The following is a 24,915-nucleotide window of genomic DNA, read 5'->3' on the forward strand; positions in this document are numbered from 1 at the left end:
CCAATCCGGGCCGAAGCCGGAGACGGGTGCCCTGAATGGTGCCCTGACCAGCGCCCGGACCGGAGCCCGGGACCGTGCGTCAGCGGCCCTGTTCGTAGCGGCGCAGCTGCTCCAGGTCGATCATGCTCGTGTCGAAGAGGCTGGTCTCGTCCAGTGCGCTCTCGCCCTGCGGGGCCGGGGCGGGCGGCTGGGCGGGCTGCTGCGGCCAGCCGTAGTCCTGCTGGGGCTGCTGGGGCTGCTGGGGCTGCTGGGGCTGCTGCTGCGCCTGTAGCTGACCGGGGTCGTAGCCCTGCTGCTGATAGGCGGCGTACGGATCGGGCTGCTGCTGGTAGCCGTAGGCATCCTGCTGGTACGGCTGCTCCTGGTAGCCGTACGTCTGCGCGTACTGCGGCTCGGCCTGCGGCTCGGGCTGGGCCTGCGCCGGGAAGTGCGGCTGCTGGGGCGCCTGCCGCGGGTCCGGGGTGGCGAGCTCGGCGAGACCGGCCAGATAGTCGGCGTCGCTGGTGTGGCCCTGGCCGCCCGCGGCGTCCTGGGCGGCCATGTGCGCCCCGAGGTCGTCGCTGGCCACCCGGCCGTGCAGCTTCTGCCGGCCCCTGCCGACCGCTTCCAGGGTCTTGGCGAGCACCGCCTCGAAGGCGCCCAACTTGGTGTCGACGTACTCGTCGGCCCGGCGCTGGAGCGTGGCCGGGTCGGCGCTGCGCTCGGGCGCCTCGGCGAAGTCCGGGTCCTGGTAACCCTGCTCGTCCAGGCCCTGGCCCCGTCCCAGCAGCTTCTCCCGGCCGCGGTCCACGGAGCCGATGGTCTTGGTGAGGACGACCTCGAAGTTGGCGAGCTTGCTGTCGACGTACTCGTCGGCGTCGGCCCGGACCTCGTCGGCCTCCCGGCGCGCCTCGGAGAGGATGCGGTCCGCCTCGCCCTGGGACTGCCGGGCGATCTCGGTGTCGGAGACCAGCGAGCCGCGCTGATTGTGGGCGGACTCGATGATCCGCTCGGCCTCCTGGCGGGCCTGCTCGACCAGCTGCTCACGGCCGCCGATGAGCTCCTGGGCATGGGCCAGCGAGCCGGGCAGGGCCTGCCGCACCTCTTCCAGCATCGCGAGCAGCTCGGCGCGGTTGACCACGCACGACGCCGACATGGGCATGGAGCGGGCGTTCCCGACCGCTTCGACGATCTCGTCGAGCTTCTTCTGCACGTCCACCGTGTGCTCGCCACTCTCTGCTGCTGTTGGAGCCGGACGGGACGACTGTAAGGCCAGTCGGCTCCCGCCCGACACCTGGTGACGGACCGTCAGTCGCTCACTGCTCGCCGAGACGTTCTATGAGGGCGTCGTGGACGACCGGCGGCAGCAGGTGGGTGACGTCGCCGCCCCAGGTCGCGACCTCCTTGACCAGGGATGACGACAGGAAGCTGTACGTCGGGTTGGTCGGCACGAAGAGTGTTTCGACACCGGAGAGGCCGTTGTTCATCTGGGCCATCTGAAGCTCGTAGTCGAAGTCGCTGACGGCCCTCAGGCCCTTCACGATCGCCGGGATCTCGCGCTGCTTGCAGAAGTCGACCAGCAGACCGTGGAAGGACTCGACCTCGACGTTGCCGAAGTCGGCGGTGACCTGACGGATCAGTTCGATCCGCTCGTCCACCGTGAAGAGACCCTTCTTGGACTGGTTGATCATCACCGCGACGTGCACGACGTCGTACAGCTTCGAGGCTCGGCCAATGATGTCGAGATGTCCGTTGGTGATGGGGTCGAAGGACCCCGGACAGACGGCGCGGCGCACCCTGATTCCCTCGCTCTCCGGTCCGGTCATCGTGCGTCTTCGCACGTAGAGGCGGCGCGACCGTACCAAAGCGTTCCCTCGCCGTAGCGGCGGGCCCGCAGTGGCTCGAATCCTTCGGGCCAGCCGAATTCTCCGCCTCTGGTGCTGCGTTCCACGGTGACGAGTGCATCGCCCGTGAGCCAGCCCTGAGCACGGAGTGTGAGCAGGATCTCGCCAAGATCGTCATCGGTGACGGCGTACGGAGGATCCAGGAAGACGACGTCGTACGGGTCCGCGGGCGCCGGTCCTGTCACGATCTGTTCGGCTTTGCCGGTACGGACCTCGGCGCCGGGCAGGCCGAGCGTACGGACGTTGTCCCGGACGGTGCGGACGGCCTTCGCGTCGGCTTCGACGAGCAGCGCGTGGACGGCGCCGCGGGAGAGCGCTTCGAGGCCGACGGCGCCGGAACCGGCGTACAGGTCGGCGATGCGGATGCCTTCGAGGGTGCCGAGGAGCGCTTCCCACGTGGAGAACAGGCCCTCACGCGCGCGGTCGGAGGTGGGGCGGGTGCCGGTGCCGGGCGGGACGGCCAGGCGGCGTCCGCCGGCCGAGCCGGCGATCACGCGGGTCATGGGTGTCTGGTCCTCGGGTCGCGGGGCGGCACACAGGGCGTGCGTGTGCCGTGCTCCCACGATATGGCGTCGGGCCCGCCCCGGCCTTCGCGCCTCCTGCCCGGTCCGTCAGCGGCCCGGGCGGCCCCCGTCATCCCTTGTCCAGGTATTCCTCGCGCTCCTTGTCCAGCAGCGCGTCCAGCACGATGCGCAGGTCCGGCAGGTGTTCCAGCTCCGGGTCGGCGGCGACGATCGCCACGGCCTCCTCGCGGGCGGCGGCGATGACCTCCTCGTCGTCGATGACGGTGAGCATCCGCAGGGAGGAGCGGACGCCGGACTGCGCCTGACCGAGGACATCGCCCTCACGGCGCTGTTCCAGGTCGATCCGGGAGAGCTCGAAGCCGTCGAGGGTGGCGGCCACGGCGGCGAGTCTGGCCCGTGCGGGACTGGCCTCATGGGCCTCGCTGACCAGGAGGCAGAGCCCTGGGGCCGAGCCCCGGCCGACCCGGCCGCGCAACTGGTGCAGCTGGGATACGCCGAACCGGTCGGCGTCCATGATCACCATGGCCGTGGCATTGGGGACGTTGACCCCGACCTCGATGACGGTCGTGGCGACCAGCACATCGACCTGGCCCGCGGCGAAGCGGCGCATCACGTCGTCCTTGTCGTCGGGGTGCATCCTGCCGTGCAGCACCTCGATCCGCAGTCCGGCCAGCGCGCCCCCGCGCAGCTCCTCGGTGATCTCCAGCACGGCCAGCGGCGGCCGCTTCTCCCCGTCGTCCTCGGCCGCCTTCTCCGTGGCCGTCCTCTCCTTGGTCTTCTTGCCCTTCTTCTTCTCGGCCGCCTCATCGGCGTCGTCGCCGATGCGGGGGCAGACGACGTACGCCTGGTGGCCGTTCTCGACTTCCTCGCGGACCCGTTCCCAGGCGCGGCTGAGGAAGTGGGGCTTGTCCTTGGCGGGGACGACATGGGTGGCGATCGGTGAGCGCCCGGCCGGGAGCTGGTCCAGTACGGAGGTCTCCAGGTCACCGAAGACCGTCATCGCGACCGTACGGGGGATGGGGGTGGCGGTCATGACCAGCAGGTGGGGCGGCTGCTTCCCCTTGGATCGCAGGGCGTCGCGCTGCTCCACTCCGAAGCGGTGCTGCTCGTCCACGACGACCAGGCCCAGGTCGTGGAACTGCACCTTGTCCTCGATCAGCGCGTGCGTGCCGATCACGATCCCGGCCTCTCCGGTGACCAGGTCGAGCAGCGCCTGCCGCCGGGCCGGGACGCCCATGGAGCCGGTGAGCAGGACGACCTTGGTGCCCCGGTCGGAGCCGCCGAGCATGCCCCCCTCGGCCAGCTCGCCCATCATCTCGGTGATGGACCGGTGGTGCTGCTGGGCGAGGACCTCGGTGGGCGCGAGCATGGCGGCCTGCCCGCCCGCGTCGACGACGGTCAGCATGGCGCGCAGGGCGACCATGGTCTTGCCGCTGCCCACCTCGCCCTGGAGGAGGCGGTGCATCGGGTGCTCGGTCGCCAGGTCGCCGAAGATCTCCCCGGTGACCTTCTGCTGGCCCTCGGTGAGGGTGAAGGGCAGCTTGGCGTCGAAGGCGTCGAGGAGTCCGCCGGGTACGGATTTCCTTGCCACCGCGGGGAGTTGGGTGTCGGCGTACCGTCTGCGGGCGAGCGCGACCTGGAGGACGAACGCCTCGTCCCACTTCAGCCGCTCCCTGGCGTCCGCGATGTCCGCCCTGGTCTGCGGGCGGTGGACCTTGAGCAGCGCCTCGGGCAGCGGGGTGAAGCCGCGGCCCTCGCGCAGCGCCTCGGGCAGCGGATCGACGGCGTCCCGCGCGCTGGGCAGCACGGCGTCCACGGCCTTGGCGATCCGCCAGGAATCGAGCTGCTTGCAGGCCGGGTAGATGGGCAGCAGCCGCCCGGCGAAGGCGTCCACCGCCTCCGTCGCCTCGTCCGCGTCCGCGGCGTCCAGCAGTTGGTACGTGGGGTGGGCGAGCTGCATCTTGCGGTTGAAGACGGAGACCTTGCCCGCGAACATCGCCCGGCGGCCGGGCACGAGTTCCTTGTGCGGCTTGTGGACGCCATGGCCGAAGAAGACCAGCTGGAGGCGGCCGCTGCCGTCGGTGAGGGTCACTTCGAGGCGCTTGCCGCGGCCGTTGTTGAACACCATGACCCGGGCGTCGGCGACCTGCGCGACGACCGTCACATGCTCGTCGAGCGGGAGGTCGGCCAGCGCCGTGAGCTGACCGCGCTCCTCGTACCGCCGCGGGTAGTGGTGCAGCAGATCACCGACCGTGTGCAGGTCGAGGTGTTCGGCCATCACCTTCGCGGTGGCTCCGCCGAGCAGCTTCTTGAGGGGTTCATCGAACGCAGACACGCGATCCATTGCACACCACGCCACTGACAAATGTCCGCCGGGCGCCACGACACGGGTCCGTACGCCCTGCCGCACGCCACGTCCGTACGCAAATGTCCGTACGCGCTGTCCGTACGGGTTGCCCGCGCCCGGTGCCCGCTCGTTCCGCTACTCCGCTGTTCCGCTGTTCCGCTACTCCACGCCGATCAGCATCGGTGCCGCCTGGCGCCCGCCCCGGTAGACCACGGTGTCCACGGCCAGATACCCCTCGCGCACATGTTCCGCGAGCGCTTCGGCCAGGGCGTCCGGCACATCCTCGCCGAGGACCAGGGTGACCAGTTCGCCGCCCGCCGCCAGCATCCGGTCCAGTACGGTGCGAGCCGTCGTGGGCACGTCGGTGCCGATGACGGCGACGTCCCCGTCGATCAGGCCGAGGATGTCACCGGCCTGGCAGATGCCGGCCATGGTCCACGACTGCCGTTCGGCGACGGCCAGTTCGGCGTACCGGGTGGCCCCCGCCGCCGCCGTCATCGCGACCACGTCCTCGTCGAAGCTGCGGTCCGCCTCGTGGACGGCGAGCGCGGCGATGCCCTGGACGGCCGCCCGAGTGGGGATCAGGGCGACCCGGACCCCCTCGGTCCTGGCCTGCTCGGCTGCCGCTCCCGCGGTGTGCCGCAGCCCCGCGTCGTTGGGCAGGAGGACCACCTCGCGGGCGTGGGCGCGGCGGATCGCGTCGACCAGTTCGCCGCTGGCGGGCGGTTCACCGGGGCGCGCGAGCACGGTGGTCGCGCCGGCCTCCGCGCACAGTCCGGCCAGCCCGTCGCCGGGTACCACGACGACGACGGCACGCTGGGCGGGCTCCGTGTGGGGGCGGACGTCGAGGGTGCCGTCGGAGGCGAAGTGGGTGATCCGGATCCGGTACGGCCGTCCGGCCTCGACCCCCGCCTCCACCGCGGCCCCCGCGTCGTCGACATGGACGTGCACGTTCCACAGCCCGTCGCCGCCCACGACGACCAGGGAGTCCCCGAGTGCGTCCAGCCGGGCCCGCAGCCGGTCGACCGCCTCGTCGTCGGCCTCCAGCAGATAGATCACCTCGAAGGCGGGACCGTTCCCCGGCCCGCCGTCCGCGCAGTCGTCCGGACCACCGCGCGGAACGCCCTCCGCGCCGCTGCTCACCCCGCCGTCCGGACCGCCCGCCGTCGGCAGCACCGCGGGGACCCTCCAGGAGTGACGTACCGGCGCCTGGCCGGACACCGTCTCCAGCAGCGCGCCGAGCACGGCGACGAGCCCCCGCCCGCCCGCGTCCACGACGCCCGCCCGGCCGAGTACGGCGAGCTGGCCGGGGGTCGCCTCCAGCGCCGCACGCGCGCCGTCGTACGCCGCCTCCACCACCGTGACGAGACCGGGACCCGCGTCCCGTGCGGCTTCGGCGGCGGCGGTGGCCACGGTGAGCACCGTGCCCTCGACGGGGTGGGCGACGGCCTGCCGGGCGGCCGAGGCGGCCCGGGTGAGGGCCTCGCGCAGCCGGTCGGCGTCACCGCCGTCGGCCAGTACCCCCGCCATACCGCGCAGCAGCTGGGCCAGAATGGTGCCCGAGTTCCCCCGGGCGCCGATCAGCGCCCCGTGCGCCATGGCCCGTACGGCGTCCGCGGCGGCGGGCACGGTCGAGCCGGTCTCATGAGCGGCGAAGACCGCTTCGACGGCGGCTGTCGCGGATTCCACGGTCAGATAGAGATTGGTGCCGGTATCACCGTCGGCGACGGGATACACATTGATCGCGTCGATCTCCGCGCGTTCCCGGCCGAGGGCCTCCAAGGCCAGTGAGCACCAGGTGCGCACCGCGACGGCGTCCAGATCGTCGGGGAGCTGCGGCACCGATGGTCCTCCTTGAAGCGGCCGTGGCGGCGGACTGCACCGCAGGGTAGCCCGCCTGTGGTGGGTCCGGTCCGGAACAGGGGGCGGGCGGACGGCGGGCGCAGTCATGGTAGTTTCGTATCTCCGGAGCAGCCGTTGTATGCTGCTTCGGTTGCCCGATGAGAGTCGGGCCATACCTCCGGTACCGCCACTTCAGTCAAATGAATCCGGCGCGCCGGAATTCACTGTAAGTGCACCTGAAGTCTTTGGAGTGACCCGTGGCTGCCAACTGCGACGTCTGCGGCAAGGGGCCGGGCTTCGGCAACAACATTTCGCACTCGCACCGCCGTACGTCTCGTCGCTGGAATCCCAACATCCAGCGCGTGCGTGCCGTGGTCGGTCGGACGCCGAAGCGGCTCAACGTCTGCACCTCGTGCATCAAGGCCGGCAAGGTCGCGCGCTGACGTTCCCGTCGTAGCGCAGCCTTCCGGTTGCCCAAAAAGCCGGTCCACCTCGGTGGACCGGCTTTTTGCTGTCCACTCGGCGGTGGCCGGTCAGTCCTTCCGGGTCCGCCAGCCGTGGTCGACGGGTCCGATGCCGCCGCCGAGCGGGAATCCGGCCTCGATCGCCCCGGTGACGTACGCCTTCGCGCCCCGCACGGCCGTGGGGACGTCCTGGCCGAGCGCGAGACCGGAGGCGATGGCGGAGGCGAGGGTGCAGCCGGTGCCGTGGGTGTGCCGGTTGTCGTGCCGGGGTGCGCGCAGCCAGTGCTCCTCGCCGCCGTCGGTCAGCAGGTCCACGGCCTCGCCCGGCAGGTGCCCGCCCTTGATCACGACCCAGCGCGGCCCGTACGCCAGGATTCCGGCGGCGGCCCTGCGCAGGTCCGCCTCGCCGGTGACGGTGATGCCGGTGAGCTGTGCCACTTCGTCGAGGTTCGGGGTGGCCACCGTGGCGACGGGCAGCAGCTTCGTCCGTACGGAATCGAGCGCTTCGGCGGCGAGCAGCGCGTCCCCGTGCTTGGAGACGCCCACCGGGTCGACGACGACCGGTGCGTCCGTCCCCGCGAGGAGTGCGGCGACGGTCTCGACCAGGGCGGCCGAGGAGAGCATTCCGGTCTTCACCGCCTGGACGCCGATGTCGTCGACGACGCTGCGGTACTGGGCGATGACGGCTTCCACCGGAAGCTCCCACGCGCCCTGGACGCCGCGGGAGTTCTGGGCGGTGACGGCGGTCAGCACGCTCATGCCGTGCACGCCGAGGGCCAGCATCGTCTTCAGGTCGGCCTGAATGCCCGCACCGCCGCCGGAATCGGATCCGGCGACGGTGAGGACACGCGGTGGTACGGCGGTACGTATGGGCATACGCGGCAATCTACTGGGCGTCCTCGATGTTCCCGAAGTGGTCCCAGCCGCCCTTGCTGGTCCAGGGCGCCCCGTCGACGGTGACCTGGGGCAGCGCGGAGGGGTTCAGGACCTCGCCGATCACCCTCCAGCGGGCCGGAAGTTTCACGTCCTGGGGGAATGTCGCCACGATCGCGTGGTCCTCTCCCCCGGTGAGCACCCACTGGAGCGGGTCGACGCCGACGGCCTGGCCGATGTCGGACATCTGCGAGGGGATGTCGATGAGGCCGGACCGCAGATCGATCCGGACCTTGCTGGCCTCGGCGATGTGCCCTAGGTCGGCGACCAGTCCGTCGCTGACGTCCGTCATCGCGGTGGCGCCGAGTCCGGCCGCCGCGGGGCCCGCGTGGTACGGCGGTTCGGGGCGGCGGTGGGCCTCGACGAAGGCGCGCGGCGAGCGGAATCCGCGGGAGAGTACGGCGTATCCGGCGGCGGACCAGCCGAGCCAGCCGGTGACGGCGACCACGTCGCCGGGCCGGGCGCCGGAGCGGGTCACCGGTTCGTGGTTGCGCAGGTCGCCGAGCGCGGTGATCGAGACGGTGATGGTGTCGCCGCCGACGACGTCGCCGCCGACCACGGCCGCCCCCGCGACCTGGCACTCGTCACGCAGGCCGTCCATGAGTTCACCGGCCCAGGTGACCGGGAGGTCGGCGGGGACGACGAGGCCGAGGAGCAGTGCGGTGGGCACGGCGCCCATGGCCGCGATGTCGGCGAGGTTCTGGGCGGCGGCCTTGCGCCCGACGTCGTACGCGGTCGACCAGTCGCGGCGGAAGTGCCGCCCTTCCAGGAGGATGTCCGTACTGACCACGACCCTGCGGTCGGGAGCGGCCACGACCGCGGCGTCGTCGCCGGGCCCCAGCCGTACCGCCGGAGTGGTGGTGAGCCGGGAAGTGAGCTCTCTGATGAGCCCGAACTCCCCCAACTCGCCCACGGTTCCCTTCACCGAGTCTCACCTCTCATTTATCGCCCCGGACACCCGTCCGGGCCCCCGGTCGCGAGCCGTCACTGCTGTCGGTACCGTCAAGAGATACGTCAACTTCTGTCGTCTGTACGCCACGCTGTGGACGTCATACGGCCCGCAGGTCTCCCCGCGGCCCGCGGCAACGCGATACCGTGGCGTCCCTTTCCCCCACATGATCCTCGTGGCCGCCCTGGAGGTTCCGTGGTACAGGCGTACATCCTTATTCAGACCGAGGTGGGCAAGGCGTCGACCGTCGCCGAGACCATCGCCAAGATTCCGGGAGTTATCCAGGCAGAGGACGTCACCGGTCCCTACGACGTGATCGTGCGGGCTCAGGCCGACACGGTCGACGAGCTCGGCCGCATGGTGGTCGCCAAAGTGCAGCAGGTGGACGGCATCACCAGAACCCTGACCTGCCCGGTCGTCCACCTCTGACCCCCGTCTAGGCTGGGCCGGTGACGTCATCCCGCCGCCGGTCCCCCCGCTCACTGTTCCTCGGTCCGTCCGCTGCCCTGCTGGTCCTGGCCGCGGCGGGCTGCTCCTCCAGCGCCGCGCAGCCCTCGATCACGGTTCCCACCCCGTCGTCGGAGGCAGCCGCGTACTGCGGAGCGCTGCACAAGGAACTGCCGCAGACCGTCGCCGATCTCGAACGGAGTGATCCCGGACCGGATTCGGAGCTGACCGCCGGCTGGGGGGACGGGGCGATCGTACTGCGCTGCGGTGTCCCCCGGCCCGCGAAGATGGACGACGCCCAGTCCAAGGCGATCGACGCGGACGGCGTCAACTGGATGCTGGAGCAGCGCCAGGACGCGGGCCCCCGGTTCACCACCACGTACCGCAAGGCGTATGTCGAGGTGACGTTCTCCGAGGAGTACGCCCACGACGTCAGCCCGCTGGCCGCGTTCGCCGCCCCCGTCAACAGGACGGTTCCGGAGAGTCTGTGACCGGCGGGCCGGGGCGTCGTGTTCCGGCACGGTTCCCCCGGAGCGCCTCAGCGCAGTCCGGTGGAACGGGTCAGCGCGGCCTGGATCAGCCGGTCCACCAGTTCCGGGTAGTCCACGCCGCTCTCCTGCCACATGCGCGGGTACATGGAGATCGGGGTGAAGCCCGGCATCGTGTTGATCTCGTTGATGACGAACCCGCCGTCCTCGGTGAGGAAGAAGTCGGCGCGCACCAGCCCTTCGCAGGAGGTGGCCTCGAAGGCGGCGACGGCGAGGCGCTGGACCTCGGCGGTCTGCTCCGCGGTGAGCGGGGCGGGCACCAGACCGGCGGCCGAGTCGATGTACTTGGCCTCGAAGTCGTAGAAGTCGTGCGAGGTGACCGGCGGGATCTCGGCGGGCACGCTGGCCCGCGGTCCGTCCTCGAACTCCAGCACCCCGCACTCGATCTCACGCCCGCGCAGCAGCGACTCGACGAGGAACTTGGGGTCGTGGCGGCGGGCCTCCTCGATCGCCTCGTCGAGGCCGGAGAGGTCGTCGACCTTGGTGATGCCCACCGAGGAGCCGCCGCGGGCGGGCTTGATGAAGAGCGGCCAGCCGTGCTCACCGGCGAAGTCCACGATGCGCTTGCGGGCCGCGTCGCGGTCGCTGTCCCACTCGCGGGGGCGGAAGACCTCGTACGGTCCGACGGGCAGCCCGAAGGAGACGAACACCCGCTTCATGTACTCCTTGTCCTGGCCGACCGCGGAGGCGAGGACACCGGCGCCGACGTAGGGCACGCCGGAGAGTTCGAGCAGCCCCTGGAGCGTGCCGTCCTCTCCGTACGGGCCGTGCAGCACGGGGAAGACGACGTCGACCTCGCCGAGTGCCTTGGGCACCGATCCCGGTTCGCTGTAGACGACTTCACGGCTGCCGGGATCGACGGAGAGCACCACGGCGCCCTCGTCGGACTCGGCCAGCTCGGCCACGTTGGGCACCTGGCGGCCGGTGATGGCCATGCGTTCGGGCTCATCCGCGGTGAGCGCCCAGCGGCCGTCCGTCGTGATGCCGATCGGCAGGACGTCGTACACGGTCCGGTCGATGGCGTTCAGGACGGCGCCGGCCGTGACGACCGAGATGCCGTGTTCGGAGCTGCGTCCGCCGAACACGACAGCCACGCGCGGTTTACGGCGCTGCTGCTCAGGGCTCTCGCGGCGCTCAGGGCTCTGGGGGAGGTTCTCGCTGCTCATATCGCGATGAGCGTACCTGCTGGTAAGGGAGACGTCAGCGCCGCTCGGCCTTGGCGCTGCGCGACATCAGCTCCTTGAGCGCGACGACCGGCGGCTTGCCCTCGTGGACGATGCCGACGACGGTCTCGGCGATGGGCATGTCGACGCCGTGCCTGCGGGCCAGGTCGAGCACCGATTCGCAGGACTTGACGCCCTCCGCGGTCTGCTTGGTGACGGCGATCGTCTCCTGGAGCGTCATGCCGCGGCCGAGGTTGGTGCCGAAGGTGTGGTTGCGCGAGAGCGGCGAGGAGCAGGTCGCCACCAGGTCGCCGAGGCCCGCCATTCCGGAGAACGTCAGCGGATCGGCGCCCATGGCCACGCCCAGACGGGTGGTCTCGGCGAGGCCGCGGGTGATGAGCGAGCCCTTGGCGTTGTCGCCGAGGCCCATTCCGTCCGCGATGCCGACGGCGAGTCCGATGACGTTCTTCACGGCGCCGCCGAGCTCGCAGCCGATCACATCGGTGTTGGTGTACGGGCGGAAGTACGGGGTGTGGCAGGCGGCCTGGAGGCGCCGGGCGACGGACTCGTCCTGGCAGGCGACGACGGCCGCGGCGGGGCGGCGTTCGGCGATCTCCTTGGCGAGGTTGGGCCCGGAGATGACGGCGATGCGGTCCGGGGCGACCTTGGTGACGTCCCCGATGACCTCGCTCATCAGCTTGGCGGTGCCGAGTTCGACGCCCTTCATCAGGGAGACGAGGACGGTGCGGTCCTCCAGGTACGGGGCCCAGTCCGCGAGGTTGGCGCGCAGCGTCTGCGAGGGCACGACCAGGAAGGCGAACTCGGCGCCGCGCAGCGCCTCGGCGGCATCGGTGGTGGCCCGTACCGATGCGGGGAGTTCGAGGCCCGGCAGGTAGTCCGGGTTGGTACGAGTGGTGTTGATGGCCTCGGCGACTTCGGCGCGGCGGCCCCAGAGGGTGACCTCGCATCCCGCGTCGGCGAGGATCACGGCGAAGGCCGTACCCCATGAGCCGGTTCCGAAGACGGCTGCTTTGACGGGGTGCGTCACGTGGGTCCCTTTCCCTGGGCCTTGCGCCGTAGTTCAGCACGGGCTTTGCGGTGATCGTAGAGCTCTGTGGGGGCCTTCTCGCCGCGTACGACCTCCAGCTGGGCGGTGACCGCGGCCATGATGACCTCGGTGGCCTGCCGCAGCACGTCGGGCGTCGGCTCCATCGCGTAGAAGCGGCTGAGGTCGACGGGCGGTCCCGCCTGCACGATGAGGGTCTTGCGGGGGAACAGCTGGAGCTTGTTCTCCGTGGCGTACGGCGGCATCGCGAGATTGGCGCCCCACTGGGCGACGGGGATGACCGGTGCCCTGGTCATCAGCGCCACGCGGGCGGCGCCGGTCTTGCCGGCCATCGGCCACATGTCGGGGTCGCGGGTGAGGGTGCCTTCGGGGTAGAAGGCGACGCATTCGCCCCGCTCGATGGCGTCGACGGCGGCGCGGAACGCGTCCAGCGCGTTGGTCGTCTCACGGTAGACGGGGATCTGGCCGGTGCCCCGCAGCATCATTCCGACGAACGGGGTCCGGAAGAGCCCCGCCTTCGCCAGCAGCCGCGGCACTCGGCCGGTGTTGTACTGGAAATGTCCGTACGAGAGCGGGTCCAGATACGAGTTGTGGTTGACCGCCGTGATGAATCCGCCGTCGGCCGGAATGTGTTCCGTTCCCCGCCAGTCACGCTTGAACAGAACCACCAATGGCGGTTTGGCGATGAACGCCGCCAGGCGGTACCAAAAGCCGATTCTGCGGCGGGACACTCGGACACCTTCCTCTATTACCTGACCTACTGCTGCCTGGCTACTGACGGTCAAGTCTGGCCCCAGGCCCCTGCTGTGTCGAGAACACCGTACGCCTCACCTTCGGGACCGCTCCTCCGGGTTGTCGTACCGGCAGGCGAGAATATGTCCTGACGCGTACGGAGGGGGGAGATCGCCACGAACACCGACCTGACCGGGTGCTGGTCACTGGTCGTCCCGCTGAAGCCGCTCGCACGGGCCAAGAGCCGTTTGGGGCGGGCGGCGGGCGAGCTGCTGCGGCCGCGGCTGGCCCTGGCGTTCGCCCAGGACACCGTGGCCGCGGCGCTGGCCTGCCCCGGGGTGCGGGATGTGGTGGTCGTCACGGACGACACGGTGGCCGCGGCGGCCCTTTCGGCGCTCGGGGCCCGCATCCTGCCCGACACACCGGCCGCCGGACTCAACGCCGCGCTGGCGCACGGGGCGCGGTCGGCCCGGAAGCTGCGGCCCGACAGTGCGGTGGCGGCTCTGAACGCGGATCTGCCCGCGCTGCGCCCCGCGGAATTGGCGCGGGTGCTCGAATTTTCTTCCACTTTTCCTCGCGCATTTGTCACGGATGCGGCGGGAATCGGCACCACATTTCTGTCCGCTGCGCCGGGGGTGGAATTGCGCCCGGCTTTCGGCGGGCCTTCCCGCTCCCGGCACCTGGCGTCGGGAGCGGCGGAAATCCGTCTGCCCGGTCTCGACTCGGTCCGCCGGGACGTGGACACCGGGGCGGATCTGCGGGTGGCTCTGACGCTCGGCGTGGGCCCGCACACGGCGGATCTGAACGCTTCGGTGTCCCCCGCCCACGACCGATAGGCTGCCGCCCATGCAGGCGACCTCGTACACGTACGACTCCGAGACCCGCACCGGCAGTGTGCTGCTGGACGACGGCACCCCGGTGGATTTCGACGCCCCGGCCTTCGACGCGGGCGGCCTGCGGCTGCTGCGTCCTGGGCAGCGGGTCCGGATCGAGGGTGAGGGCGAGGGCGCGGCCCTGCGGATCACCCTGGTGACGCTGCAGACGTTCTGAGACGGCCCGGGAAACCCTGGGCGGCCCGCGGAGGGCCGTCAAGGACCCCGGACAGCCCGCGGGCCGGGCTCCCCCGAGGGGAGCCCGGCCCGGCGCGTGTGAGGAGCGAGCGTGTGCCCGGTCTCACTTCTTGCGTGCAGTGGCCTTCTTGGCCGTGGTCTTGCGCGCCGTGGTCTTCTTCGCGGGCGCCTTCTTCGCCGTGGTCTTCTTGGCGGGCGCGGTCTTGCTGGCGACGGCCTTCTTGGCGGTCGTCGCGGCCTTCTTCGCCGGGGCCGCCTTCTTCGCGGCCGCCGTGGCCTTCTTGGCCGTCGCGGTGGCCTTCTTCGCCGTCGCGGTGGTCTTCTTGGCGGTGGCGGTGGTCTTCTTCGCCACTGCCACGGCCTTCTTGGCGGTGGCCTTCTTCGCCACGGCCTTCTTGGCGGTGGCCTTCTTGGCCGCGGCCTTCGCCGTCGTACGGGTGGAAGATCCGCCCGAGAGGCTGCCCTTGGGCGCCTTCTTCACGGCCACATCGTTCTTGGGGAGCTTCTTGGAGCCGCTCACCAGGTCCTTGAAGCCCTGTCCCGCACGGAAGCGGGGGACCGAGGTCTTCTTGACCCGTACGCGCTCACCCGTCTGCGGGTTGCGGGCGTACCGGGCCGGACGGTCGACCTTCTCGAACGAGCCGAAGCCGGTGACCGAGACACGGTCCCCGGCGACAACGGCACGGACGATCGCGTCGAGTACCGCGTCGACAGCGTCTGCGGCCTGCTGACGGCCGCCGACCTTGTCGGCAATCGCTTCTACGAGCTGCGCCTTGTTCACGTCTTCCCCTTCGGAGACATAGCCAGAACGAAAGTGTTCAAGCTTTTTCGCACGTTAGGCAGATATATACCGCAAATCAAACACGAAACGGGCTAATCACCCTAGTGCCGCAACGAAGTCGACCGCTGCGCAGTTCCGCAGAGTCAGTCACCTTCGGGGAATCGGCCCTCATCGAGGTCCTTCATCAACCGGTCCAGACGCCTTGCTGCATCTGGGAGATCGTGCTTCGCCGCGGCCGTGACGACCAGCAGCTTCCGGGACAGCGCCATCCTTACGCCCTCCGGGACTTGCAGTGCACGCACCCTTGCGTGCGCTTCCTTCAATCGGTCGGCGACTTGGCCATAGAGCTTGAGTTGGCTGTCGCGTCCCATGCACCGATTGTGCCATCTGGGGCGAGTTGTCGCCCGAGGGGGGCTCAACAAGCGACTGCGCCCCCTACCCGAAGGCAGGGGGCGCAGTCCTGGAAAAGCGCTGCTCAGACCACAATTGTACGCGGCTTGAAGGTCGGCCTTGCCGCCTCATAAGTCGCAATGTCCGCTTCGTTCTGAAGGGTGAGGCTGATGTCGTCGAGCCCGTTGAGCAGCCTCCAGCGGGCGTTCTCGTCGAGCTCGAAGTCGGCCGTGATGCCCTCGGCACGGACCTGCCGCGCCTCCAAGTCGACGGTGACCTCGGCCGTCGGGTCGGCGTCCGTCAGCTCCCAGAGCGCGTCGACGACCCGCTGGTCCAGGACCACGGTCAGCAGCCCGTTCTTCAGCGAGTTTCCGCGGAAGATGTCGGCGAACCGGGACGAGATGACGGTCCTGAAGCCGTAGTTCTGCAGGGCCCAGACCGCGTGCTCGCGGGACGAACCGGTGCCGAAGTCGGGACCGGCCACCAGGACCGAGGCACCGCGCCGCTCGGGGCGGTTGAGGATGAAGTTCTCGTCCTTGCGCCACGCCTCGAAGAGCCCGTCCTCGAAGCCGTCGCGGGTCACCTTCTTCAGCCAGTGGGCGGGGATGATCTGGTCGGTGTCGACGTTGCTGCGGCGCAGCGGGACGGCCCGGCCGGTGTGTGCGGTGAAAGCTTCCATGGTTCTCAGACTCCGGCGGGCGTACGGGCGTCGGACAGGTCGGCGGGCGAGGCCAGATGGCCCAGCACCGCGGTGGCGGCGGCGACCTGCGGGGAGACCAGGTGGGTGCGGCCGCCCTTGCCCTGCCGGCCCTCGAAGTTGCGGTTCGAGGTGGAGGCGGAGCGCTCGCCGGGGGCCAGCTGGTCGGGGTTCATGCCGAGACACATCGAGCAGCCCGCGTGCCGCCATTCGGCTCCCGCGGTGGTGAAGACCTTGTCCAGGCCCTCCGCGACGGCCTGGAGCGCGACCCGGACGGAGCCGGGAACGACCAGCATCCGCACCCCGTCGGCGACTTTGCGGCCCTCCAGGATCGAGGCCGCGTTGCGCAGGTCCTCGATCCGGCCGTTGGTGCAGGAACCTACGAAGACGGTGTCGACGTTGATGTCCCGCAGCGGCTGCCCGGCGGTCAACCCCATGTACTCCAGGGCCTTTTCGGCGGCGTGCCGCTCCGAGGCGTCCTCGTACGAAGCGGGGTCGGGGACGTGTCCGGAGAGGGGCGCGCCCTGGCCGGGGTTGGTGCCCCAGGTGACGAACGGGGCCAGTTCGGCGGCCTCGATGACGACCTCGGCGTCGAAGACGGCGTCGTCGTCGGTACGCAGCGTGCGCCAGTACGCGACGGCGGCGTCCCAGTCCTCGCCCTCCGGGGCGTGGTCACGGCCCCGCAGGTAGTCGAAGGTGGTCGCGTCCGGGGCGATCATGCCCGCGCGGGCACCGGCCTCGATCGACATGTTGCAGATGGTCATCCGGGCCTCCATCGAGAGCTTCTCGATGGCGGAGCCGCGGTATTCGAGGATGTAGCCCTGGCCGCCGCCGGTGCCGATCCGGGCGATGATCGCCAGGATCAGGTCCTTCGCGGTGACGCTCTCGGGCAGTTCGCCCTCGACGGTGATGGCCATGGTCTTCGGGCGGGCCAGCGGCAGCGTCTGGGTGGCCAGGACGTGCTCGACCTGGCTGGTGCCGATGCCGAACGCCAGCGCGCCGAACGCCCCGTGCGTGGAGGTGTGGGAGTCACCGCAGACCACCGTCGTACCGGGCTGGGTCAGGCCCAGCTGCGGGCCGACCACGTGCACGACGCCCTGCTCGATGTCGCCCAGCGGGTGCAGCCGGACGCCGAAGTCCGCGCAGTTCTTGCGCAGGGTCTCCAGCTGGGCACGCGAGACCGGGTCCGCGATCGGCTTGTCGATGTCGATCGTCGGGGTGTTGTGGTCCTCGGTGGCGATGGTGAGGTCGAGGCGCCGCACCGGACGTCCGGCCTGGCGCAGGCCGTCGAAGGCCTGCGGGCTGGTCACCTCGTGCAGCAGGTGAAGATCGATGAAGAGAAGGTCGGGCTCGCCCTCCGCGCGCCGGACGACATGGTCGTCCCAGACCTTCTCCGCGAGTGTCCTACCCATCGCTTTCCCTCCGGCCGGCGTCTTCGCCGGCCCAACTAGAGATTTGGTGCGCCACCGTCCGGACCCCCGAGCGGGGCGGCGGCTGCGGGCCGTTGTGTGGCCGCCCGTACAGGTTCGCAACTTCCGTCGAAAATTGAACTTGCGTTTCACAGAGTGAGACGCGAGTATCGTCGTATGGACAACTCTAGCGGCGTCGGCGTTCTCGACAAGGCGGCTCTGGTATTGAGCGCCCTGGAGTCCGGTCCGGCCACCCTCGCCGGGCTGGTCGCGGCGACCGGGCTCGCACGGCCCACGGCCCATCGACTGGCCGTGGCACTGGAACACCACCGCATGGTGGCGAGGGACATGCAGGGCCGGTTCATTCTCGGCCCCCGGCTCTCGGAACTCGCGGCCGCGGCCGGCGAGGACCGGCTGCTGGCCACGGCGGGACCGGTGCTCACCCATCTTCGCGACATCACCGGCGAGAGCGCTCAGCTCTATCGCCGGCAGGGCGACATGCGGATCTGTGTGGCCGCGGCGGAACGGCTGTCCGGACTCCGGGACACGGTGCCGGTCGGCTCCACGCTCACCATGAAGGCGGGATCCTCCGCCCAGATCCTGATGGCCTGGGAGGAACCGGAGCGTCTGCACCGCGGCCTCCAGGGCGCCAGGTTCACGGCGACGGCCCTCTCGGGCGTACGGCGCCGGGGCTGGGCCCAGTCGATCGGCGAGCGGGAACCGGGCGTCGCCTCGGTCTCGGCCCCGGTGCGCGGCCCCTCGAACCGGGTGGTCGCCGCGGTCTCGGTCTCCGGGCCGATCGAGCGGCTGACCCGCCACCCCGGCCGGATGCACGCGCAGGCGGTCATCGACTCGGCGGCACGGCTGAGCGAGGCCCTGCGCCGCACGGGCTGACACCCACCGCTCGCCCCGCTCCTCCCGGTAACACCCTTTCCCCTTCCCCGGAAGGCCGCCCCAGCGCCGTGGCGGCCCCTCATTTCCCCGGACTACTCCCCCGGCACCTCTCTCACCCCTCGGACGAGCGGTGCGCGAGACGGTCCGCCGCCCGGCGGCCCCGCTCCTCGATCGGCAGCACACCGGTCGCCGCCGACAGTCCGTACGCCGGCATATCGGCGTAGATCGACTCGTAGCCCCCTTCGGGCACGATGTAGCTCTCGTGCCACAGCCCCACGTGCTGCCGGGAGTTCTTCTCCTTGCGATTGATCCTCGCCCAGGCCCTGTGGTGGAACATGTCGGAAGCGCTCGCGTACGCGTACAGCTTCTCCTTCGACTCCCAGTACTGAACGACGTAGTAGGTACGCGGCGAGCCGGAGAGCAGCGTGTAGCCGAGCAGGCCCCGGCTCTTGTCCTTGGCCAACTCCCGCAGCATGCGCGGCATCGCGGCGAAGACGGGCAGCCAGTGGTGCACCCCCCAGAAGTGGTTGATGCGCATCCCGATCAGCAGGACGACGACCTCGCCCTCCGCGGCTGCCGTCGTCCGGCCCGGTATCGGCTTCGCGAACATGCTGTGCACCCCTGGTTCCGTTGGAGAGTTTCGCTATCCAATGATTGGATAGTTCCACCACCCAAGGGGCGGCGCAAGGGAAGGCGCAGAGAATGCGACTGTCGGAACTGAGTGAGCAGAGCGGCGTCTCGACGGCGACGATCAAGTACTACCTGCGCGAGCGGCTACTGCCGCCGGGCAGACGGATCAGCGCGACGCAGGCCGAGTACGACGAGGGGCATCTGCGCCGGCTGCGTCTGGTGCGGGCACTGATCCAGATAGGACGCCTGCCGGTGGCCACGGCCCGCGAGGTGCTGGCCCATGTCGACGACGAGTCGCTGGGCCGGACGATCCGTCTGGGCGCCGCTCTGTGGGCCCTGCCGCACGGCCCCGATCCCGACGAGGACGCACCGGAGACGGCCACCGCCCGCGCCGAGGTGACCCGGCTGCTCAGTGAGTTGGGCTGGGAAACCGCGCTGGAACTCGGCGACCTCTCCCCCGTCCACCGGTCGCTGGTCGCGTCCGTGGCCACCCTCGGCCGGCTCGGATACCCGTGTGACATCGCGTACTTGACCCGGCAGGCCCGCATCATGGAGCAGGCGGCCGTGCACGATCTGGACGAGATGGAGACGTACGCCTCCGAGGCGGAACAGGTCGAGAACGCCATCGCCTCGGCCGTCCTCTACGAGCCGCTGCTGATGTCGCTGCGCAGGCTGGCCCAGGGTGAGGAGTCGGCCCGGCGGTACGGGCTGTAGCCGCCGCCCGAGGAACGGAAGAAGGCCCTCCACCGAGGTGAAGGGCCTTCCCGTACCGCTCTGTTGTACCCCCGACCGGATTCGAACCGGCGCTACTGCCGTGAGAGGGCAGCGTGCTAGGCCGCTACACAACGGGGGCGTGTTTACTGCTGACTTGCGCTTTACCACTGACTTGCGCTGGGCTACCAGGACTCGAACCTAGAATGACGGTACCAGAAACCGTAGTGTTGCCAATTACACCATAGCCCATGGTGTGACAAGTACCCCCGACCGGATTCGAACCGGCGCTACTGCCGTGAGAGGGCAGCGTGCTAGGCCGCTACACAACGGGGGCCCTAGCGATCCTGCATCAAGAACGTGGGTGCGACCCAGATGTTCTCGCGGGAAGGATCTGTACCCCCGACCGGATTCGAACCGGCGCTACTGCCGTGAGAGGGCAGCGTGCTAGGCCGCTACACAACGGGGGCGTGTTTACTGCTGACTTGCGCTTTACCACTGACTTGCGCTGGGCTACCAGGACTCGAACCTAGAATGACGGTACCAGAAACCGTAGTGTTGCCAATTACACCATAGCCCACTGAAACGTAACCCCCGGAGGAGTCTTATTTCTGTCTGCGCTTCCCGGCCGGATCTTTCGGCCCGCTCGGGCGGCGCAGGAAGAACATTACCCGAAGGTGTCCGGCGCTCCAAAACGGGTATTGCCCGCCAGCAGCCCGGGAAGCTGATCGAGCCCGGTGATCCGGACAAGATCCTCCCGTCCGCCCCTCCCCCGACGGTCCAGCCAGATCCCCACCAGCCCGGCGGCGACCGCGCCGCTCGCGTCGATGTCCGGCTCGTCGCCCACGTACGCCACCTCGTGCGGCGCGAGCGCGAGCTCGTCGCAGGCCGCGTGGAAGGCGCCGGCGTCCGGCTTGGAGATCCCCAGCTCGACGGCGCACACCAGCGACTCGAACCGGTCCCGCACACCGAGCACGGTCAGTTTGCGGTGCTGATTATGGAGGCTGGAGTTCGACAGGACCGCGTGCCGGTAGTCACGCGCCAGCAGGTCCAGCACCGGCACCACATCGGGAAAGAGCGCCCAGGCGGCCTCGTAGTGCGCCGCGTGCCTGCCGAACCAGTCGTCGGCCTCGGCGTCCTCCATCGCCCGGGACAGGAATTCCCGCACCCGGTCGCGGCGTTGTCCCTGGAAGTCGATCTCCCCCGCGGCGCACCGCGCCCAGTGCACATCGGTCACCGCCCGCCACCCGTCGAGGGCCTGCTCGACGGAGGTGTACCCGCTGGGCAGGCCCTCGCGCTCCAGGTGCCGTTGCATGCCGATGCGGTCGGCGCCCGAATAGTCGAAGATCGTGTCGTCGATGTCCCAGAGGACGGCTCGGATCGGCATGCCCCGAGATTAGCCGGGGGCTCGCCGGGGAGCCAGACCGTCACCCGGCGCGCGGGGGCTCTCCGGGCGCCGGAAGCGCGAACCGTACGTCGGTCAGGCGTTCCGACAGCTCCTACAGGCGGCGGGCCGTCCCGCTGTCGGCCGCGTGCGGGGACAGGGGCACCCGGGTCGGGGCGCCGCGCAGTTCCGCCGGGCCGTCCGGGCCGATGAACTCGCCGCCCTCCACGTCCGGGGCCGTCGCCGCGTACAGCTGTGGCAGTGCCCCCGCGGCGGGGCTCTGGGCGAGCAGCGGGTTGCCGATGCGGCCGAGCACGACCCGCCACAGGCGGACCGGCGCGCCCTTCTGGAGGTTGGTGGCGGTGTAGCCGGGGTGGGCGAGCACGCTGCGCACGGGGCTGCCGGCCCCGGTCAGGCGGCGGTGGAGTTCCCGTCCGAAGACGGCGTTGGCGAACTTCGACCCGTTGTAGGAGCCCATCGGCGAGTAGCCGCGCTCGCCGGTGAGATCGTCGAAGTCCAGCCGCCCCTTGCGGTGGTTGACCGAGCTGACCGTGACGACCCGGGGGTCGTGCCCGGCGGTGAGGAGGTCCAGCAGCAGCCCGGTGAGGGCGAAGTGGCCCAGGTGATGGGCCGCGAACTGCAGCTCGTGGCCCTGCGTGCTCAGGGTGCGGGGCGGCGCCAGCACGCCCGCGTTGTTGACGAGCACGTCCAGCCGCTGATGGTCGGTGCGCAGCCGGGCGGCGAAGGCGCGGACCGAGTCGAGGTCGGCCAGGTCGAGCCGGCGTACCTCCAGGGCGGCGCCCGGCTGCTCGGCGGTGATCTCGGCGGCCGCGCGATGGCCCTTCGTCTCGTCGCGCACCGCGAGGATCACCCGCCCGCCCCGGCGGGCGAGTGCCCGGGTGGTGGCCAGGCCGAGGCCGCTGTTGGCTCCGGTGACGACGAACACCCTCGTGGACTGGTCCGGGATCTGTTCGGTGGTCCAGCGCTGCTTCTGTGTCATGCGGCAGACAGTGCCGAAGATGGCACTTGGTGCCAAGAAGATACCGAGTGCCATCCATGGCATGCCGATACCATTGCGGGGTGAGCCCTCCCCCCGAAGTCAGCCTGGCCCAGCGCAAACGTCAGCTCGTCGCGAACGAGTTGACCGAGGCGGCGCTGCAACTGCTCGCGCTGCGGGGCTTCGACGCCGTCACCGTGGACGAGATCGTCGCCACGGCCGGAGTGTCCAAGCGCACGTTCTTCCGGTACTTCGCGTCCAAGGAGGACGTGGTCGTCCAGTTCCTGGCCGGGATGGGGACCGGCATGCACGCGGAGCTGGCCCGCCGGCCCGCCGGGGAACCGCCATCCGTGGCGCTGCGGCACGCCGTCTGGGCCGCGATGTCCGCCTGTGCCGACCACTCCGAGCGGGCGCTTCGCGTGGTGCGGCTGATTCTGCGTACCCCTGCCCTGCGCGCCCGCTTCCTGGAGCACCAGGCGCAGTGGCGCGACGACCTCGCGGCGGAGCTGGCGGGCCGCGCGGGGCTCGATGCCGAGACCGACCTGTACCCGCGGCTGGCGGCCGGAATGGCGCTGGCCGCCTTCGACACCGTGTTGCAGCGGTGGAGCGGCAGTGAGGGCGCCGAGGATCCGGCCGCGCTGACCGACCGGGCGTTCGCGGTCATCGCCCCGGCACTGGACGCCGTCTGACGGCGGAACGCCGATGGGGTGGCCGCTCCCTCGGGAGCGGCCACCCCATGGTGGTGGAGCGGTAGCGGTTACGCGGCCAGTTTCGCCAGTGCCGCGTCCACCCGGGCGAGGCTCTTCTCGCGGCCCAGGATCTCCATGGACTCGAAGAGCGGCAGGCCGACCGTGCGGCCGGTGACGGCCACGCGGACCGGGGCCTGGGCCTTGCCGAGCTTCAGGCCGTGGGCCTCACCGGCGGTGAGCACGGCGTTCTTCAGGGCCTCGGCGTTCCACTCGGCGGCGGCCAGGTTGGCACGGGCCGTGGCCAGGAGGGCGTCGGAGCCCTCCTTCATCGCCTTGGTCCAGGACGCCTCGTCCTCGACCGGCTCGTCGAGGAAGAGGAAGTCGACGTTGTCGGTGATGTCCGAGAGCACGGTGACCCGCGTCTGGGCGTGCGGGGCGATCTCCGCGAACTTCTCCGCGTCGAAGGACTCCGGGGCCCACGGGGCGAACGGGGCCCTGAGCCAGGGGCCGCACGCCTCGGTGAACGCCTTCACGTCGAGCTTGCGCACGTGCTCGGCGTTGATGTGCTCGCACTTCTTGAGGTCGAAGCGGGCCGGGTTGGCGTTGACGTCCTTGATGTCGAACGCCGCGACCATCTCGTCCATGGTGAAGATGTCGCGGTCCTCGGCGATCGACCAGCCCAGCAGCGAGAGGTAGTTCAGCAGCCCCTCGGGGAGGAAGCCGCGCTCGCGGTAGAGGTTGAGCGAAGCCTGCGGGTCGCGCTTGGACAGCTTCTTGTTGCCCTCGCCCATGACGTACGGGAGGTGGCCGAAGGCGGGGGTGTCCTTCGCGAGGCCCAGCTCGATGAGCGCGCGGTACAGGGCGATCTGGCGCGGGGTGGAGGAGAGCAGGTCCTCGCCGCGCAGGACGTGGGTGATCTCCATCAGCGCGTCGTCGACCGGGTTGACCAGCGTGTAGAGCGGGGCGCCGTTGGCCCGGACGATGCCGTAGTCCGGCACGTTCTCCGGCTGGACGGTGATGTCACCGCGGACCAGGTCGGTGAAGGTGATCGCCTCGTCGGGCATCCGGAAGCGGACGATGGAGGTGCGGCCCTCGGCCTGGTACGCGGCGATCCGCTCGGCCGTGAGGTCGCGGCAGTGACCGTCGTACCCGGACGGCTTGCCCGCCGCGCGGGCGGCGTCGCGGCGGGTGTCGAGCTCCTCGGTGGTGCAGTAGCAGTGGTACGCGTGACCGGCCGCGAGGAGCTTGTCGGCGGCGTCCTTGTAGATGTCCATGCGCTGCGACTGGCGGTACGGGGCGTGCGGGCCGCCGACCTCGGGACCCTCGTCCCAGTCGAGGCCGAGCCAGCGCATCGAGTCGAGCAGCTGGTCGTACGACTCCTCGGAGTCGCGCGCCGCGTCGGTGTCCTCGATGCGGAAGACCATGGTGCCCTTGTTGTGCCGGGCGAAGGCCCAGTTGAACAGGGCGGTCCGGACCAGGCCCACATGGGGGTTGCCGGTCGGGGAGGGACAGAAACGTACGCGGACGGGTCCGTTAACCACGCTTGATCACCTTGTTGGTGAGAGTGCCGATGCCTTCGATGGTGACGGCGACCTCGTCGCCGACGTGCAGGGGTCCGACCCCCGCGGGAGTTCCGGTGAGGATCACATCGCCCGGGAGCAGGGTCATGGCTTCCGTGATGTGGACGATGATGTCCTCGATCGAGCGGACCATGTCGCTCGTACGGCCCAGTTGCCGTTGCTCGCCGTTGACCGTCGCCTGAATGATGAGGTCGTACGGGTCGAGGTCGGTCTCCACCCAGGGGCCGAGCGGGCAGGAGGTGTCGAAGCCCTTGGCCCTGGCCCACTGCTTCTCGCGCAGCTGGGCGTCACGCGCGGTGACGTCGTTGGCGCAGGTGTAGCCGAAGATGACGTCCTTGACGCGCTCGCGCGGAACTTCGCGGCACATGCGGCCGATGACCACGGCCAGCTCGGCCTCGTAGTGCAGCTCGTTGGAGAAGGAGGGGTACTCGATCGCGTCGCCCGAGCCGATCACCGAGGTGGTGGGCTTGAAGAAGGCGACCGGGACATCGGGGACCTCGTGGCCGAGTTCGGCGGCGTGCTCCGCGTAGTTGCGGCCGATGGCCACGACCTTGTTGGGGAGCACGGGGGGCAGCAGCCGGACCTTGTTCAGCGGGACCTTGGTGCCGGAGAGCTCGAAGTCGGCGTACGGAATGCCCTTGATGATGTCGAGGACGAGGTCACCGGATTCCACGGTGCCCTGACCCTCGACGGCGCCGAAGGCGACGTTGCCGTCGATGGAGAACCTGGCGATGCGCACGGGATGCTGTCGCCCCTCACTTGCTGGCTGGCTGAAGACTGACGCT

General features: G+C 70.2%; 27 protein-coding genes and 5 tRNA genes. 8 read left to right on the forward strand and 24 right to left on the reverse strand.

What is annotated here, in order from left to right; genetic code table 11:
* Positions 1 to 79: 79 nt before the first annotated feature.
* The 5 genes from OG413_RS01380 to OG413_RS01400 form a co-directional block, all read right to left on the reverse strand.
* Positions 80 to 1,198 carry a cell division initiation protein gene (locus tag OG413_RS01380; protein ID WP_266802451.1) on the reverse strand — a complete coding sequence of 373 codons (1,119 nt, stop codon included), beginning with the start codon at positions 1,196 to 1,198 and terminating at the stop codon, positions 80 to 82.
* Between the two features lie 97 nt (positions 1,199 to 1,295).
* Positions 1,296 to 1,775, reverse strand: a complete 480-nt coding sequence (gene coaD / locus OG413_RS01385; RefSeq protein WP_266809803.1) for a pantetheine-phosphate adenylyltransferase — start codon at positions 1,773 to 1,775, stop codon at positions 1,296 to 1,298.
* Between the two features lie 26 nt (positions 1,776 to 1,801).
* Positions 1,802 to 2,386: a 16S rRNA (guanine(966)-N(2))-methyltransferase RsmD gene (gene rsmD / locus OG413_RS01390; protein ID WP_266802452.1), complete on the reverse strand. Its 585-nt coding sequence runs from the start codon at positions 2,384 to 2,386 to the stop codon at positions 1,802 to 1,804.
* Positions 2,387 to 2,516: 130 nt separating this feature from the next.
* Positions 2,517 to 4,751 carry an ATP-dependent DNA helicase RecG gene (gene recG / locus OG413_RS01395; protein WP_266802453.1) on the reverse strand — a complete coding sequence of 745 codons (2,235 nt, stop codon included), beginning with the start codon at positions 4,749 to 4,751 and terminating at the stop codon, positions 2,517 to 2,519.
* A 162-nt stretch (positions 4,752 to 4,913) separates the two neighbouring features.
* Positions 4,914 to 6,596, reverse strand: coding sequence for a DAK2 domain-containing protein (locus tag OG413_RS01400; RefSeq protein WP_266802454.1), 1,683 nt, complete (start codon positions 6,594 to 6,596; stop codon positions 4,914 to 4,916).
* 257 nt (positions 6,597 to 6,853) lie between these two features.
* Between OG413_RS01400 and rpmB the strand changes: the two genes are divergently transcribed.
* Positions 6,854 to 7,039 (forward strand): 50S ribosomal protein L28, encoded by a 186-nt coding sequence (gene rpmB / locus OG413_RS01405; protein WP_030928661.1) that lies wholly within the window; start codon positions 6,854 to 6,856, stop codon positions 7,037 to 7,039.
* 90 nt (positions 7,040 to 7,129) lie between these two features.
* On the opposite strand, the gene thiD is transcribed toward rpmB, so the two are convergent.
* On the reverse strand, positions 7,130 to 7,936 hold the full coding sequence (gene thiD, locus OG413_RS01410; protein WP_266802455.1) for a bifunctional hydroxymethylpyrimidine kinase/phosphomethylpyrimidine kinase: 807 nt from the start codon (positions 7,934 to 7,936) through the stop codon (positions 7,130 to 7,132).
* Positions 7,937 to 7,946: 10 nt separating this feature from the next.
* Entirely contained in the window at positions 7,947 to 8,918 is a 972-nt protein-coding gene (locus OG413_RS01415) for a thiamine-phosphate kinase (protein WP_266802456.1), read from the reverse strand.
* Positions 8,919 to 9,137: 219 nt separating this feature from the next.
* On the opposite strand from OG413_RS01415, the gene OG413_RS01420 reads away from it, so the two are divergent.
* The gene (locus tag OG413_RS01420; RefSeq protein ID WP_064070330.1) at positions 9,138 to 9,371 is read left to right on the forward strand and encodes an Lrp/AsnC family transcriptional regulator; all 234 of its coding nucleotides are present in this window, start codon (positions 9,138 to 9,140) and stop codon (positions 9,369 to 9,371) included.
* 20 nt (positions 9,372 to 9,391) lie between these two features.
* Complete coding sequence (locus OG413_RS01425) at positions 9,392 to 9,880, forward strand: DUF3515 domain-containing protein (RefSeq protein ID WP_266802457.1); 489 nt, start codon at positions 9,392 to 9,394, stop codon at positions 9,878 to 9,880.
* 47 nt (positions 9,881 to 9,927) lie between these two features.
* On the opposite strand, the gene OG413_RS01430 is transcribed toward OG413_RS01425, so the two are convergent.
* From OG413_RS01430 to OG413_RS01440, 3 genes are read right to left on the reverse strand one after another with little or no spacing between them, the layout of a single operon-like run.
* Positions 9,928 to 11,103 carry a D-alanine--D-alanine ligase family protein gene (locus OG413_RS01430; protein WP_266802458.1) on the reverse strand — a complete coding sequence of 392 codons (1,176 nt, stop codon included), beginning with the start codon at positions 11,101 to 11,103 and terminating at the stop codon, positions 9,928 to 9,930.
* Positions 11,104 to 11,137: 34 nt separating this feature from the next.
* Positions 11,138 to 12,148, reverse strand: a complete 1,011-nt coding sequence (locus OG413_RS01435; protein WP_266802459.1) for an NAD(P)H-dependent glycerol-3-phosphate dehydrogenase — start codon at positions 12,146 to 12,148, stop codon at positions 11,138 to 11,140.
* The gene (locus OG413_RS01440; RefSeq protein WP_266802460.1) at positions 12,145 to 12,897 is read right to left on the reverse strand and encodes a 1-acyl-sn-glycerol-3-phosphate acyltransferase; all 753 of its coding nucleotides are present in this window, start codon (positions 12,895 to 12,897) and stop codon (positions 12,145 to 12,147) included. The genes OG413_RS01435 and OG413_RS01440 overlap by 4 nt, the downstream gene beginning before the upstream one ends.
* A gap of 171 nt (positions 12,898 to 13,068) precedes the next feature.
* Between OG413_RS01440 and cofC the strand changes: the two genes are divergently transcribed.
* On the forward strand, positions 13,069 to 13,734 hold the full coding sequence (gene cofC, locus OG413_RS01445) for a 2-phospho-L-lactate guanylyltransferase (protein ID WP_266809805.1): 666 nt from the start codon (positions 13,069 to 13,071) through the stop codon (positions 13,732 to 13,734).
* A 10-nt stretch (positions 13,735 to 13,744) separates the two neighbouring features.
* Complete coding sequence (locus OG413_RS01450) at positions 13,745 to 13,948, forward strand: hypothetical protein (RefSeq protein ID WP_266802461.1); 204 nt, start codon at positions 13,745 to 13,747, stop codon at positions 13,946 to 13,948.
* 123 nt (positions 13,949 to 14,071) lie between these two features.
* Here OG413_RS01450 and OG413_RS01455 read toward each other — a convergent pair whose 3' ends face one another.
* The 4 genes from OG413_RS01455 to leuC form a co-directional block, all read right to left on the reverse strand.
* The gene (locus tag OG413_RS01455; RefSeq protein WP_266802462.1) at positions 14,072 to 14,749 is read right to left on the reverse strand and encodes an HU family DNA-binding protein; all 678 of its coding nucleotides are present in this window, start codon (positions 14,747 to 14,749) and stop codon (positions 14,072 to 14,074) included.
* Positions 14,750 to 14,892: 143 nt separating this feature from the next.
* Positions 14,893 to 15,120 (reverse strand): hypothetical protein, encoded by a 228-nt coding sequence (locus tag OG413_RS01460; protein WP_073726930.1) that lies wholly within the window; start codon positions 15,118 to 15,120, stop codon positions 14,893 to 14,895.
* Between the two features lie 104 nt (positions 15,121 to 15,224).
* Positions 15,225 to 15,818: a 3-isopropylmalate dehydratase small subunit gene (gene leuD, locus OG413_RS01465; RefSeq protein ID WP_266802463.1), complete on the reverse strand. Its 594-nt coding sequence runs from the start codon at positions 15,816 to 15,818 to the stop codon at positions 15,225 to 15,227.
* A 5-nt stretch (positions 15,819 to 15,823) separates the two neighbouring features.
* Positions 15,824 to 17,248, reverse strand: coding sequence for a 3-isopropylmalate dehydratase large subunit (gene leuC / locus OG413_RS01470; RefSeq protein WP_266802464.1), 1,425 nt, complete (start codon positions 17,246 to 17,248; stop codon positions 15,824 to 15,826).
* Positions 17,249 to 17,422: 174 nt separating this feature from the next.
* On the opposite strand from leuC, the gene ndgR reads away from it, so the two are divergent.
* Positions 17,423 to 18,139: an IclR family transcriptional regulator NdgR gene (gene ndgR, locus OG413_RS01475; RefSeq protein WP_003966003.1), complete on the forward strand. Its 717-nt coding sequence runs from the start codon at positions 17,423 to 17,425 to the stop codon at positions 18,137 to 18,139.
* 112 nt (positions 18,140 to 18,251) lie between these two features.
* Here the strand turns inward: ndgR and OG413_RS01480 are convergent, their stop codons facing one another.
* A complete protein-coding gene (locus OG413_RS01480) occupies positions 18,252 to 18,749 on the reverse strand; it encodes a DUF4188 domain-containing protein (protein ID WP_266802465.1) in 498 nt (165 codons plus the stop codon).
* 92 nt (positions 18,750 to 18,841) lie between these two features.
* Here OG413_RS01480 and OG413_RS01485 point away from each other — a divergent pair, with 92 nt between their 5' ends.
* Positions 18,842 to 19,483, forward strand: coding sequence for a MerR family transcriptional regulator (locus OG413_RS01485; RefSeq protein ID WP_266802466.1), 642 nt, complete (start codon positions 18,842 to 18,844; stop codon positions 19,481 to 19,483).
* A 66-nt stretch (positions 19,484 to 19,549) separates the two neighbouring features.
* Here the strand turns inward: OG413_RS01485 and OG413_RS01490 are convergent.
* The 7 genes from OG413_RS01490 to OG413_RS01520 form a co-directional block, all read right to left on the reverse strand.
* Positions 19,550 to 19,622 (reverse strand) — tRNA-Glu (locus OG413_RS01490).
* Between the two features lie 38 nt (positions 19,623 to 19,660).
* A tRNA-Gln gene (locus tag OG413_RS01495) sits at positions 19,661 to 19,732 on the reverse strand.
* 12 nt (positions 19,733 to 19,744) lie between these two features.
* Positions 19,745 to 19,817: transfer RNA gene (locus OG413_RS01500), tRNA-Glu, on the reverse strand.
* Positions 19,818 to 19,877: 60 nt separating this feature from the next.
* Positions 19,878 to 19,950: transfer RNA gene (locus tag OG413_RS01505), tRNA-Glu, on the reverse strand.
* A gap of 38 nt (positions 19,951 to 19,988) precedes the next feature.
* Positions 19,989 to 20,060 (reverse strand) — tRNA-Gln (locus OG413_RS01510).
* Between the two features lie 87 nt (positions 20,061 to 20,147).
* On the reverse strand, positions 20,148 to 20,867 hold the full coding sequence (locus OG413_RS01515; RefSeq protein ID WP_266802467.1) for an HAD family hydrolase: 720 nt from the start codon (positions 20,865 to 20,867) through the stop codon (positions 20,148 to 20,150).
* Positions 20,868 to 20,979: 112 nt separating this feature from the next.
* Entirely contained in the window at positions 20,980 to 21,864 is an 885-nt protein-coding gene (locus tag OG413_RS01520) for an oxidoreductase (protein ID WP_266802468.1), read from the reverse strand.
* 56 nt (positions 21,865 to 21,920) lie between these two features.
* Between OG413_RS01520 and OG413_RS01525 the strand changes: the two genes are divergently transcribed.
* Positions 21,921 to 22,550 carry a TetR family transcriptional regulator gene (locus OG413_RS01525; RefSeq protein ID WP_266802469.1) on the forward strand — a complete coding sequence of 210 codons (630 nt, stop codon included), beginning with the start codon at positions 21,921 to 21,923 and terminating at the stop codon, positions 22,548 to 22,550.
* A 68-nt stretch (positions 22,551 to 22,618) separates the two neighbouring features.
* Here OG413_RS01525 and gltX read toward each other — a convergent pair whose 3' ends face one another.
* Both gltX and OG413_RS01535 read right to left on the reverse strand, forming a co-directional pair.
* Positions 22,619 to 24,091 (reverse strand): glutamate--tRNA ligase, encoded by a 1,473-nt coding sequence (gene gltX / locus OG413_RS01530; protein ID WP_266802470.1) that lies wholly within the window; start codon positions 24,089 to 24,091, stop codon positions 22,619 to 22,621.
* Positions 24,084 to 24,869 (reverse strand): fumarylacetoacetate hydrolase family protein, encoded by a 786-nt coding sequence (locus tag OG413_RS01535; protein WP_266802471.1) that lies wholly within the window; start codon positions 24,867 to 24,869, stop codon positions 24,084 to 24,086. Before OG413_RS01535 ends, gltX begins: the two co-directional genes overlap by 8 nt.
* Positions 24,870 to 24,915: the final 46 nt, after the last annotated feature.

Source organism: Streptomyces sp. NBC_01433, assembly GCF_026340105.1.
Classification (GTDB): Bacteria; Actinomycetota; Actinomycetes; order Streptomycetales; family Streptomycetaceae; genus Streptomyces.